Source organism: Tardiphaga sp. 37S4 (genome assembly GCF_021044645.1).
GTDB classification, from domain to species: Bacteria; Pseudomonadota; Alphaproteobacteria; order Rhizobiales; family Xanthobacteraceae; genus Tardiphaga; species Tardiphaga robiniae.
Genome location: NZ_CP088008.1, coordinates 1,392,405 through 1,405,307, shown reverse-complemented (window position 1 = coordinate 1,405,307; position 12,903 = coordinate 1,392,405). Strand labels below are relative to the sequence as shown.

Here is a 12,903-nt window from a genome sequence, read left to right as displayed (position 1 = left end):
AGTCAAAACTATAGATGCGATAGAAGATTGTAATCGGTCATGGATCCCAGACGTCTCGGCTATTTTCTGGCAATCGCCACCCACAAGCGCATGGCGAAGGCTGCAGAAGCCCTCGGCGTCGCCCAGCCAACGCTGTCGCAGCAGATACGCGCCCTCGAGCAGGATCTCGGCACCGTTCTGTTCAACCGGACGCCCCAGGGCATGCAACTGACCGAGACAGGGCATGCACTGCGCGAGCATGCACAACGTCTGATGGTTCAGACCGAAGCGGCGCGCACGGCGATAGCCGAGCTGGAGGGCGGCATGGCCGGCACGCTTCGTGTCGGCGTCATCTACACCTACAGCACGACATTCCTGCCGAAGATCATCGGCAGCTTCGGCGAGAAATATCCTGACGTTCGGCTCAGCGTGGAGGTCGGCTCCGCAAACGATGTCGAGCGACGCATCCTGTCCGGAGATCTCGATCTCGCGATTGCTTTCGCCCCGCCCCAGCACGCAGAATTGGGCGTCGACCTGTTGTTCGAGGAGCGGCTCGTTCTGGTGCTTGCGAAGTCGCAAAGTCAATCACGGCAACAGTCGATCACGCTGCAGGCGCTCGCCCGCCGCCCGTTGGCACTCCTGACCACCGCTTTTGCAACCCGCCGCATTCTCGACCAGTCACTGCCGCCCGATATACAGCTCGACGTGCGCGTGGAAATGAACTCGGTCGAGGCCTTGATCGAACTCGCGAAATCGGGAGGGCTCCCGACGGTTCTTGCCGACCGAAGCCTGAACGCCCGAAAGGACCTTGCGATCATTCCGATCGGGCCTCCGTGGATACGCCGTTCCGGAGCCTTGCTGTGGGATGCCCATCGCTACCAGACGGCAGCCGCGCGCGCTTTCATGGCGATCGCCCGCAAGACGACCAAAAGCGCACAGACCATTCGCGCGTCATAGCGAACAATCGTGGACATCGGCGTTACCAGAGGAGCGTCGGCTGACGGCCCCGCGCGCGTCGATGCGATCAGGCCGCTCAGCGTCCCAGGCGAGCCATGGCCTGGAACGTCCTACCACCAGCCGGTTTGCGGCTGGCGCTGATACGGCGCGACCCTGCGGCGAGCCTGCACGGGCGCGGGGTCCGCATTCCAGCGCTGGAAGAACGAGCCAAAGCCATCACCATCCGCATCGTCGCTGCTCGCCATGAGATCGGCAGGTGGCGTCGGCTTGCGCGTAATGAAACCACCCTGGGGCTGATTACTCAGCACCACGACGAATTCGGTGCGATAGTTGGTCTCGGTGCTGAGCGGCTCGTCGGAAATAACGATCGACGACCGCGGCAGCGCAGTCGCGGCGATCCGGTCGAGCACTTCCTGCGGAATGGTGATGCGGTCGAGGGCTGCCTTCGCGCTATCGCCTTCATCGATCGAGACGGCGCTCCAGCGCAGGCCTGCATCGTTCCGCGCCATTGCCGTAAACACATGCGTGCCGATCGGCTTGCCGGGGTCGCGGATGGTGATGGGAACTTCGATGCTTGAATCGAACACTTCGCCGCCGCCGTCCGGCGCCGGCTTGTGCGTATTGCGCCGAACGTAAAGCATCTGCGTCTCGCGGCTGATATAGATCGAGACCGGCTCAAGCGCGAGTTTCGCATCGCTCGCTGCCTTGGCAGTGCCAACCTTTTTGGTCTCGGCCGCCTTGGCGGCGTCCTTCGCGGCGGCCGCGGCATCGAGCTTCGACGCCGTATCGGCCTTTGCGGTTTCGAATTGCGCCCCAAGCTCCGCGGCCCTGGCGGCGGCCTTCTGCTTTACGTCCTCCGCCCGTGCCTTGGCCTCATCGGTCTTTGCCGCAACGACGGCCTTGTCGGCGGATGCAAGCTCGACATCGGCGCGCGCCTTCAGCGATTGCAGCTTGCGCAGGGCTGCCGGCAGCGGCTTCGTCTCGCGCGCCGAGGTCGCTGCGAGTTTCTTCGTCGCGTCCGCGGCAGCAGCGGCCTCCGCAGCCTCGCGGGCGAGCACCTCGACACGGCCCGGAGCAGCGGCGATGGCTTCCGCTTTCGGCATCAGAAGCGCCGGATGGGAGAACTCAACGGGCGCCGCGTCATTCGGCGAGATGATCACCCGCATCCCGATCCGCGTCTTGTCGAACAACCTGTCCGCGAAGCCGTAGGGCATCCGCACACAGCCATGCGACGCGGCATAGCCGGGCAACGGCCCGCCATGCAGTGCGACGCCGTTCCAGGTGATCCGCTGCATGTTCGGCATCGCGGCATCGTCATACATGTTGGAGCGATGGTCCTTGTTCTTCTCAAGAACGGCAAAGACGCCTGCCGGCGTCTCGCGACCGGACACCCCGGTCGAGACCGGTGCGCGCGTGATCCATCCATCGGCGTCGTAGAATGTGACCTGCTGGCTCTTGATCGACACGATCGCCATCATCGGCTCGCCTGCTTCGCGCGGGGCGGTCGCCTCGACGACGCGGGCGGGACGCGCCTGCTTTGCGGCGGCTCCGGCCGCCGGAGCGGCCACCGCAACCATTGCTGCCAACACCACGACGGGAGATATCCAGTGCCGCATCCCGACGTTGGGTTGCGCCGTCGCCAATCGATTTGCCATTCAGTGCCCCGGTCAAATGCCTTCCGATCGCGAATCGTACGGGCGTTTGATTGCGATTGTATCAATTCGCCGCCGCTTCGCTTGCCCGATGTCTCGTTGACGCGGCGAGCGCGGCGAAAGTTCATTCGTAGCCGAGAAACGGCGCCGGACAAAGGTGGCTCACTGCCACACCCGGCACGTGGTCGACTACGAAATCTGGACAAAACGGCGGTTGGGGCCGGAGTTCAAAATGAGCCCAGTGCGGAGCCCATGGCAATCACGGCGGCAAGAGCGACAACCGAGCTCACGATGCCGACCATCACAATGTCGAAATAACTTTGGCGATGCGTCAGGCCGCAGATCGCGAGCAGGCTGACGACCGCACCATTGTGAGGGAGAATATCCAGGGTGCCGGAGCCGATCACAGCTACGCGGTGCAGCAACCCGGGATCGATCCCTTCCCGCGTGGCAACGTCCATATAGGTCTGACCGAGTGCATCAAGCGCGATCGTCAGTCCGCCGGATGCCGAACCTGTCAACGCGGCGAGCAGGTTCGTGGAAACGGCCAACGACACCAGCGGCCCACCCTTAATGCCCAGCGCCCAGTCCCGCACCATGTCAAATGCAGGCAGCGCTGCGATGACAGCGCCAAAGCCAACGAGGCTCGCGACAGTCAGCGCTGGCAGTACGGACGCGTTGGCCCCGGCATCCATCGTCTGTCGCAGTGCAGGCAATCGCGTCCAGTTGCAGATGACGACTGTCGCGGTCGCGCCTGCGAGCGCGACGACAACGGACCACACGCCGGCAACGGCAGGTAGAGACGTGCTGCCCCAGCGCTGCTCGGCCAGGAAGGAGACATCAAGCCGGGGCAGGACAACGAGCGACATCACGAGATTGACGACGACAACGACAACCAGGGGAAGAACGGCATTGATGACAGGCACTTCCGCTTCGCTGCGATGCCCGTGGGAAATTTCGGCCGGATCGAATTCGCGCGCCGTCGTGGCACGCGCGCGCAAGCGCTCGTCATCGGCAGCGGCGCTGGTCGCGATCGACAATTCTTCGCCATACCCCTCATTCGCTTGTCGTGCCGCCTTCTCGGCGCGAAGCAACCACCACAGTCCAATACCCAGCATGATCAATGACGCGATCATGCCGAGGCCCGGCGCAGCGAAAGGCGTGGTGCCAAAGAAGGGCATAGGTATCGCATTCTGAATCGATGGTGTGCCCGGCAAGGCTGACATGGTGAAAGTGGACGTTCCGAGAATGACCGTCGCTGGCACGAGGCGGCGCGGAATCTCCGCCGCGCGAAACAGCGACTGGGCCATCGGAACGATCACAAAAAATGCGACGAAAAGGCTGACGCCGCCATAGGTGACCAGTGCCCCCGAGAGCACAACGGCGAGGATGACCCGGCGCTCGCCAAGGCGGCGGGTGATGAAGTTCGCGACCGCAGTGACCGCGCCGCTGTCGTCCATCAGTTTCCCGAATACGGCGCCGAGCAGAAAGATGGGAAAGAACTGAGCGAGAAACTGGGCTGCGCTGCCCATAAAGGTCTGCGTCCAATTGGCAAGCAACGGCTCCCTGCCGAAAGCCGACGCAACCAGCGCGGAGAGCGGAGCAAGCAGCAGAACGCTCCACCCCCGGAAAGCCAGCCAGATGAGAAGACCAAGCCCGACGAGAATGCCGAGAAGCCCCATGACGTCAGCACTCCGCCAACAGGATGTCGAGATCGGCCGTCGAACGCTCGCCAAGATCGGCGCCATGCGCGTCGAGAAAGTCGCCGGCCGCTTGCCGCCCCTCGTCGCGCAGCTTGGATAGGAAGGCCCATTCGCCGTTGAGCTTGGATGACGCAGCGAAAGTCGCGAGCAGATCGCTCTTGATCCGGTGCGTCTTCATTTGAGCCCAGCGGGCGCCCTCCCCGGTGCCGGGATCCGCCACCTGACGAAGCAGCGCAATCATCCGCAGCTCCTTTGCCAGCGGCGAGTTGAATGAAATTTCATTGAGACGATTGAGAATGTCCGCAGCCGTGCGCGGCTCCTCCAGTCGCTCGGTCGGATTGATCTGCACGACGATGGTGTCCTGCGCGTCTGTCTCCCGAACAAGCGGCGTGATCGTGGGGTTGCCTGCATAGCCCCCATCCCAATAGGCTTCGCCTTCAATCTCGATCGCGCGGAACATCGTTGGCAGGCATGCCGACGCAAGCAACACATCCGCGGTGATCTCGGCGTTACGGAAAATTCGCCCGCGACCTGTTCGTACCCGCGTGGCCGTTACGAAGAGTTTGATCGGTGCACCGGCGAGACGCTCGAAATCGATGCTCTCGGCCAGTATCTCGCGCAACGGATTGTAACCGAGCGGATTGAGATCATAAGGCGACAGGACTCGCGACATCAGATCGGCGAAGAGATAGGCCGGAGAAGTGTCGAGCGACCAGCGTCCCATGAGGCGGTCGAGGGGGGAGCGTTGAAACGGACTGAAGGCCGCGGCACGCGAGACGCGCCGCCAGTATTTGTCCAGAGCCTCGCGTGCTCCGTCGGCACCTCCGGCAGTCCAACCGTCCGCCAGAACGGCAGCATTCATCGCTCCTGCCGATGTTCCGGATATGCCAGCAATTTGTAGCCACGGCTCCTCAACCAGCCGATCGAGGACACCCCACGTGAATGCGCCATGAGAGCCTCCGCCCTGGAGCGCCAAATCCACGAGTACCTGCCTTCGGTTCATCATGCAGCTTCTCCAACTGCCGAGAGACACGCTGGTAGCCAACCGTCGAGCACTTCAGAAACCACGCACCGAATAGGCGTGGCCATCATAGACTTGGAAAGTCTGCTTCAGGTCGCTTTCGACCGAGCCCTGCGACCTCTGCGTGCTATTTGATGCCCACCTCGCGCCAAAAGCAACCTGCCGAGCCTGACCAGAAACATCGTGCTGGATCCGACAATCGCACGCGGCGACCCGTAGAAGGACCCTGGCAGAGGCAAATACCAGGCCGACGCTCGGTGAATGAGGCAATGGGCGGCGCTGAAAATTTGAGCCGTACCGAGATGGCACAGCTTCAAGCAAAGGATGATTACGGCGTCAGGAGCTTGTTGTATTTCGCCACATCGCGCGTCACCAGCTGCTGCAGCACCTCCGGTGCATGCTCATTGGCGTCGGGCGCCACGGTCGACAGATCCTGGAAACGCTTTTTCACCAGATCACTCTCAACCGACGCGCGAGCAGCGGCATTCAGCTTGGCGATGATCTCTGGCGGTGTCCCCTTCGGCGCGAACAGGCCATTCCAGCCCTGCGCCTCGAAGTCCGGCAGCCCTGCTTCTGCCGAGGTCGGCAGATCGGGCAGCGTCGCCAGCCGCACGGTGGAGCCGACCACGATGCCCTTCACCAGCTTGTCGTCGATGGCCTGCGAGACGGAGGCCGCTGAATCGCAAACGCCGTCGATCTGGCCACCGATGGCATCAGTGAGCGCGGGCGCCGCACCGCGATAGCCGACCAGCGTGACGTCAATGCCGGCGGCCTGCACGAAGCTCTTGCAGATCAGGTAATTCGACGAGCCGATCCCGGCATGGCCGAGATTGACCTTGCCCGGATTGGCTTTGGCATAGGCGATGAAGCCCTTGAGATCACTCGCCGGGAAATCCTTGCGCAGCGCCACGACGCCGAAGGTCTTGGCCACCATGCCGATGGAGGCAAAGGAGTCCGGCGTGAAGGACAGTTTTGGGTAAATCGTGTAGGTCGCCGCACTGGTGCCGGCATTGCCAATGGCGATGGTGTAGCCATCGGGCGCAGACCGCGCGGCCCTGGCCAGCGCCGTGGAGCCACCGGCGCCGACGACATTCTCGATGATGATGGTCTGGCCCAGCGTCGCCGCCATCTGCTCAGCCACCGCACGCGCGATGACGTCCGACGTACCGCCGGCCGCGAAAGGCACGATCATGGTAATGGGGCGCTTGGGATAATCATCGGCGGATGCCGAGACGCTCGTAGCCAGCACGAGCGCAAGCGTTGCGGCGAGCTTCGACAGCCGCGCCACAGCGGCGATCACGCAGCGCGCTCCAGATGCTCGACAAGACCAGCAAACAGGCCGCGGCCGTCGGTGCAGCCCATGATGTCTTCGACGTGATTTTCCGGATGCGGCATCATGCCGAGCACGTTGCCCCTCTCGCTGACGATGCCGGCAATCGACGCAGCAGCGCCGTTGATGTTGTGCAGATCGCCAACCTCGCCCGTCGGCGAACAATAACGATACAGCACGCGGCCATCGCCTTCGAGGCGCTTCAGCGTTTCGGCATCGGCTGTGTAGTTGCCCTCGCCGTGGGCGATCGGCACGCGGATCACCTGACCGGCATTGTAGCCGCGGGTAAACGCCGTGTCGGAACGCTCGACGCGCAGATGCACATCGTGGCAGAGGAATTTCAGCTTGGCATTGCGCATCAGGATGCCCGGCAGCAGGCCAGACTCGCACAGGATCTGGAAGCCATTGCAGACGCCCATCACCAGGCCGCCATCGGCCGCAAACTTCCGGACGGCGTCCATCACCGGCGAGCGTGCCGCGATGGCGCCGCAGCGCAGATAGTCACCATAGGAGAAGCCGCCGGGGACGACGACGAGATCGGTGCCCTTGGGCAGCGATGTCTCGGCGTGCCAGACCATCGTGGACTCCTGCCCCGATGCCAGCTTGAGCGCCCGCGCCATGTCGCGTTCGCGGTTGATTCCGGGGAAGACGAGAACGGCGGATTTCATAGCGATAACCTGGCTCAGAGCACTTCGACGCGATAGTTTTCGATCACCGTATTCGCCAGCAGCTTGTCGGCTGCGGCTTTCAGCGCTTCCTCGGCTTTCGCCTTGTCGGCGCCATTCAGTTCGATGTCGAACACCTTGCCCTGCCGCACAGAGGCAATGCCATCGACGCCGAGCGATTTCAGCGCGCCTTCGATGGCCTTGCCCTGCGGGTCAAGGATGCCGTTCTTCAGGGTAACAGTTACGCGGGCTTTCACGTCTTGATCCTCAGCTCTTGACCAGTACCGGGCCGGTGCCCATCGGGCGTTCGTTTTCGGAGAGAATGCCGAGACGCTTGGCGACCTCGGTATAGGCCTCCAGCACGCCGCCGAGATCCCTGCGGAAACGATCCTTGTCCAGCTTCTCGTTCGACTTGATATCCCACAGCCGGCATGAGTCGGGCGAGATCTCGTCGGCGACGATGATGCGCATCATGTCGTTTTCGAACAGGCGGCCGCATTCCATCTTGAAATCGACGAGGCGGATGCCGATGCCCAGGAAAAGACCCGTGAGGAAGTCGTTGACGCGGATGGCGAGCGCCATGATGTCATCGATTTCCTGCGGGGTGGCCCAGCCGAACGCCGTGATGTGCTCTTCCGAGACCATCGGGTCGTTGAGCTGGTCGTTCTTGTAATAGAACTCGATGATCGAGCGCGGCAGCTGGGTGCCTTCCTCGATGCCGAGGCGCTGCGACAGCGAACCTGCTGCCACGTTACGGACCACCACTTCCAGCGGCACGATCTCGACTTCGCGAATCAGCTGCTCGCGCATGTTGAGTCGGCGGATGAAATGGGTCGGCACGCCGATGTCGTTCAGATGCTGGAACAGGTATTCCGAAATCCGGTTATTGAGGACGCCCTTGCCCTCGATCACCTGGTGTTTCTTGGCATTGAACGCGGTCGCGTCGTCCTTGAAGTGCTGAATCAGGGTACCGGGCTCCGGGCCTTCATACAGGACCTTGCCCTTGCCTTCATAAATGCGACGTCGACGGCTCATGGGGATGTACCGGGTGTTGTTGAAATCCATGGATGTGGTGTGCTCCGAATAACGGGATCGACCCACGACGGAGCTGCCGTGAAGGCCAGGAACGGGAAGAAACAGAACGAGAACCGGGCCTGCAGGCAACCTACCCGATCGGCCCTGCCAGTACAATCGACCCGGCCCGCCCAGTGGGGGTTTACCCCAACCTCGCGCAACCCTGGTCCGATAAGCCTCGCCCGATACCGTCTTGCCTGCGACCTTGCGGCCGATTGTTCCAACGGTATCTCGACCTTATTTAAGCTCCGAACCGGCGTTTACAACGTCGTCCTGACCGCCCAACAACCCCGACGGGAACTTTAACCATGTCATCATTCGACAAGCGCGGCGAAGCCTTCGAGAACAAGTATGCGCTCGACGAAAGCCAGAAGTTCAAGGCCGAGGCCCGCCGCAACAAGCTGCTGGGCCTGTGGGTCGCCGAGCAGCTCGGCAAGTCCGGCGACGAGGCCGCCGCCTATGCCAAGGAAGTCGTCGCAGCCGATTTCGAGGAAGCCGGCGACGGCGACGTGGTGCGCAAGGTGCTCGCCGATCTCACCGCCAAGGGCATCGCGATCACCGAGCCGCAGCTGCGCGTGAAGATGGATCAGCTGACCGCTGAGGCCGTCGCGCAGGTGAAGGCGGGGATCTGAGGTCAACAGCTTCGAGTTGCAGCGAGACATCTCGCTGCAACTCACGACGTTTCATAGAGAGCCGCGCATCACATGATGGCGCGGCTCTTGTCTTTTGAAACGTTCCAGACTCGCAGAGCCTGACTCAAGATTCCGAATTGCGATGTGCAAATTCTGAAACAGAGTCGCACAGCGTGCCGATGACGGCTCGCATGCGCGTGCTACAAATTGCTCAAAATGCACGTCGATTGTTCAATCGTGTCGCGGCTCACCTTGCGACTGCATCACCGAAGACACACAGGCTCGCCAATCTCGTCGCTTTAGAGCGATTCAACCTCCCATTCGAAGTTTTCATTCAAAGCTACTGCTAGATCGCCTGCGCATGTTTCTCAAACGCGAAGGCGACACAACGTGACGACGGACAACCATTGCAATCTCAACAGCAACGCACGCAGCATCTTCAAGTTGCGCCGCGCGTATTGGTTGATCGGCGCGACGTTCCTGCTCGGCGATTATGTCACCGGGGCCTCGATCGCCAATGCACAGACGAATACGACGCTGCCGCCGGTCACCGTCGAATCGCCAACACAGGCGCGCCGGCCCGCACGTGCTGCGAGCGCCACGCCGAGCCGGGCGCGAGCTGTCGCCGCACGCCGCAATGCCACGCCGCCCCCCGCCCCGCCGACACCGACCGAGCGCGCGATCGCTGCCGCCGCCGCGAAATACGAACAGATCCTCGGCTATCGCGCGATGCCGAGTGGGACCACGCTGCGGTCGGGCCAGCCGCCGCTCAACACGGCCCAGACCGTCAACGTCGTCCCCGAGCAGGTGATCAAGGATCAGTTGCCGCGCAACATCGACGACGCGCTCTCCAATATTAGCGGCATCACCCAGACCAATACGCTGGCCGGTACGCTCGACGCCGTCATTCGCCGCGGCTTCGGCGATAACCGCGACGGCTCGATCATGCGCAACGGCCTGCCGCTGGTACAGGGCCGCAGCCTCAATCCCGCGGTGGAGAGCGCCGAAGTACTGAAGGGCCCGGCCTCGCTGCTCTATGGCATTGTCGACCCCGGCGGCATCGTCAACACGATCAGCAAGCGCCCTGATCTGTATCAGCACGGCTCGGTCACCCTGCTCGGCTCGACCTATGGCAACTCGAAGAACGGCATCGACGGCACCTTCGACATCACCGGTCCGATCGGCAATGACGGTCTCGCCTATCGTTTCATCGCCTATGGCACGAACGAGGATTACTGGCGCAATTTCGGCACCCGCCGCGACACGCTGATCGCACCCTCGCTGTCCTGGTATGGCGACGACACCACGGTGCATCTGAACTACGAGCACCGCGACTTCTCCTATCCGTTCGACCGCGGCACATCGCTCGACAGCCGCACCAATACGCCACTTGCGATTCCGCGGGAACGCCGTCTCGACGAAGCCTATAACAACATGTGGGGCACCACAGATCTGATGCAGGCCTCGGTGGATCACCGCATCAACGAGAACTGGAAGCTCTACGCCGCCTACAGCTTCAACACCGAAACCTTCAGCGCGAACCAGCTCCGCATTGTCACCGTTAATCCGGTGTCCGGCCTCATCACCCGCAGCAATGACGGCACGCGCAATTCGTTCAGCAATGTAAGCGCCGGCACCTCCTACATGCAGGGCACGGTCTGGACCGGCGGCTTCCGCAACGATGTGGTGTTCGGCGGCGACGCCCAATATCGGACCATCTGGCGACAGGACCTGATCCGGCAGGCCACGCCGAACGTGTTCAACATGTACAATCCAGTCTATGGCCTGCTGTCGCCCGGCACGACGGTGCTCGCGACCGACAGCGACCAGACCGACGCGCTGTCGACGCGCGCACTCTTCCTCCAGGATACGTTCTATCTGACCAACCAGCTTCTACTGGTCGGCGGCGTGCGCTGGATGGAATTCGAGCAGCTTGCCGGCCGCGGGCGAAACCCATTCATTACCAACACCAACCTCGCCGGCGATAAGGTGCTGCCGATCGGCGGCGTGATCTACAAGTTCACCGACGAGGTCTCCTGGTATCTCAGCTACACGGAGTCGCTGAAGCCGACTGCAACAATCAACTTGTTCACCGGCGCTCCCGTCGGTTTCATAGTCGACTCCAACATCCAGCCTGAGGAAGGCGTGCAGTGGGAAACCGGCATCAAGTTCGACATCAACAAGCGGCTGTCGGGCAATGTCGCCTTTTACGACATCGACAAGAAGAATGTGCTCGTGTCGATTCCTATCAGCGGCGGTGTGAGTCAGGTGCGCGCGGCCGGCAAGGTGCGCTCACGCGGCTTCGAGGTCGATATCACCGGGCGCCTGACCGACAATATCAGCATGATCGGCAGCTACGGCTATACCGATGCCCGCGTGACCGACGATCCGACGCTAATTGGCAAGGCGCTGCAGAACGTCGCGCTCAACACGGCCTCGCTGTTCATGGTCTATGACTTCGGCACCATGCTGCCCGGCCGCCTGCGCATCGGCGGCGGTGCGCGCTATGTCAGCGATCGTCCAGGCGATGCCAACAATAGTTTCTACCTGCCATCCTACGTGGTCGCCGATACGTTCGCGAGCTATGAGGTCAAACAGATGGGATTCCCGGTGATCTATCAGTTCAACGTGAAGAACCTCTTCGACCAAACGTACTACCCGTCGGCCGTCAACAATCTGAACGTGGCGATCGGCGATGTGCGCCGGTTCTCGCTGGAAGCCACGGTGAAGTTCTGATCATGACCACGCCACGTCGCGCCACTGCAGGACTGATTGCACTGGCGACGACGTGGCTTTGCCTCAGCGTGGCCACAAGCCACGCCGAAGAGATCAATCTCTATTCGACGCGCGAGCCGCAGCTCGTCGAGCCGGTCATCGCATCCTTCACGGCGACGACCGGGATCACGGTCAAGCTCACTTACATCGAGGACAATCTCGTCAAGCGCATGAAGGCCGAGGGCGACGCCTCCCCCGCCGACGTGCTGATGACCATCGGTCTCGACAAGACCTCGCAATTCGCCGCGAATGATCTGTCGCAACCGACCACCTCTCCGCTGCTCGAGAAGGCAATCCCGCCGCAGCTGCGCGGCGCGGAGTGGATCGGCCTGTCGGTGCGGCCGCGCGTGGTAGTCGTACGCAATGACTCACCACAGGGCGCAATCCGCTATAAGGATCTCGCCGATCCCCGCTTTCGCGGCCAGCTCTGCATCCGCTCGCCCTTGCATCAAAACAATGTCGCGCTGATCGCGGCCTATCTCGTGCATCACGGTGCGGACGCCACGGAGACGTGGCTCGAGGGTATCAAGGCCAATCTCGCGCATGCGCCGGAAGGCAAGGACAACGATGTCATTCGCCAGCTTGCGGAAGGTCGCTGCAGTATCGGCATCGCCAATACCGTGGCGCTGGCACAATTGCGCGACGGCCGCGAAGGCGCGGAATGGACGGCCTGGGCGAATAAAGTGAAGACGGTGCCGACGACATTCGACACATCAGGCGCGCATGTGAACGTCACCGGCGCAGCGCTGGCGAAACATGCGCCGCATCGCGATGCGGCATTGAAGTTTCTGGAATTCCTGATGACACCGGCGGCGCAGAAAATCTACGCCGCGGCTGAGCTGGAATATCCGGTGACGGCAGGTGCCGAGAGCGCGCCGCTGGTGGCGGCGATGGGAGCGTTTCCGAGCGATACGCTTGATATCGATGCGATCACTGCCAGCCAGAAGGCGGCGATTGCACTGATCAGGAAAGTTGGGTTTGAGAAGTAGGCGCGCATGATGCGCCACCTCCGCCCACGCGTCATTCCGGGGCGCGTGCGTCTTCGCACGCGAACCTCAGCCACTCCACTTGGAGTAGCGGGGAATCCCGGCATGGCGGTCACCTCTCCGCCGCCC

At 62.3% G+C, this 12,903-nt stretch carries 11 protein-coding genes; 4 read left to right on the top strand and 7 right to left on the bottom strand.

Going from position 1 to position 12,903, the window contains the following annotated elements:
- Positions 1-39: 39 nt before the first annotated feature.
- The gene (locus LPB73_RS06550; RefSeq protein WP_231080037.1) at positions 40-936 is read left to right on the top strand and encodes a LysR substrate-binding domain-containing protein; all 897 of its coding nucleotides are present in this window, start codon (positions 40-42) and stop codon (positions 934-936) included.
- Positions 937-1,046: 110 nt separating this feature from the next.
- Here LPB73_RS06550 and LPB73_RS06545 read toward each other — a convergent pair whose 3' ends face one another.
- From LPB73_RS06545 to purC, 7 genes are all read right to left on the bottom strand, one after another.
- Entirely contained in the window at positions 1,047-2,591 is a 1,545-nt protein-coding gene (locus tag LPB73_RS06545) for a L,D-transpeptidase (RefSeq protein WP_231080036.1), read from the bottom strand.
- Positions 2,592-2,815: 224 nt separating this feature from the next.
- The gene (locus LPB73_RS06540) at positions 2,816-4,270 is read right to left on the bottom strand and encodes a GntP family permease (protein ID WP_231080035.1); all 1,455 of its coding nucleotides are present in this window, start codon (positions 4,268-4,270) and stop codon (positions 2,816-2,818) included.
- Positions 4,271-4,274: 4 nt separating this feature from the next.
- Positions 4,275-5,294, bottom strand: coding sequence for a patatin-like phospholipase family protein (locus LPB73_RS06535; protein ID WP_231081091.1), 1,020 nt, complete (start codon positions 5,292-5,294; stop codon positions 4,275-4,277).
- A 346-nt stretch (positions 5,295-5,640) separates the two neighbouring features.
- Complete coding sequence (locus LPB73_RS06530) at positions 5,641-6,600, bottom strand: tripartite tricarboxylate transporter substrate-binding protein (RefSeq protein WP_414716902.1); 960 nt, start codon at positions 6,598-6,600, stop codon at positions 5,641-5,643.
- An 8-nt stretch (positions 6,601-6,608) separates the two neighbouring features.
- Positions 6,609-7,310 (bottom strand): phosphoribosylformylglycinamidine synthase subunit PurQ, encoded by a 702-nt coding sequence (purQ, locus tag LPB73_RS06525; protein ID WP_231080034.1) that lies wholly within the window; start codon positions 7,308-7,310, stop codon positions 6,609-6,611.
- 14 nt (positions 7,311-7,324) lie between these two features.
- Positions 7,325-7,564: a phosphoribosylformylglycinamidine synthase subunit PurS gene (gene purS / locus LPB73_RS06520; RefSeq protein WP_089265033.1), complete on the bottom strand. Its 240-nt coding sequence runs from the start codon at positions 7,562-7,564 to the stop codon at positions 7,325-7,327.
- Between the two features lie 10 nt (positions 7,565-7,574).
- Positions 7,575-8,342 (bottom strand): phosphoribosylaminoimidazolesuccinocarboxamide synthase, encoded by a 768-nt coding sequence (gene purC / locus LPB73_RS06515; RefSeq protein ID WP_170849540.1) that lies wholly within the window; start codon positions 8,340-8,342, stop codon positions 7,575-7,577.
- Between the two features lie 347 nt (positions 8,343-8,689).
- Between purC and LPB73_RS06510 the strand changes: the two genes are divergently transcribed.
- From LPB73_RS06510 to LPB73_RS06500, 3 genes are all read left to right on the top strand, one after another.
- Positions 8,690-9,013, top strand: coding sequence for a DUF1476 domain-containing protein (locus LPB73_RS06510; protein WP_089265035.1), 324 nt, complete (start codon positions 8,690-8,692; stop codon positions 9,011-9,013).
- Between the two features lie 390 nt (positions 9,014-9,403).
- Positions 9,404-11,749: a TonB-dependent siderophore receptor gene (locus LPB73_RS06505; RefSeq protein WP_231080033.1), complete on the top strand. Its 2,346-nt coding sequence runs from the start codon at positions 9,404-9,406 to the stop codon at positions 11,747-11,749.
- A 2-nt stretch (positions 11,750-11,751) separates the two neighbouring features.
- Positions 11,752-12,777, top strand: a complete 1,026-nt coding sequence (locus tag LPB73_RS06500) for an extracellular solute-binding protein (RefSeq protein WP_231080032.1) — start codon at positions 11,752-11,754, stop codon at positions 12,775-12,777.
- Positions 12,778-12,903 lie beyond the last annotated feature (126 nt).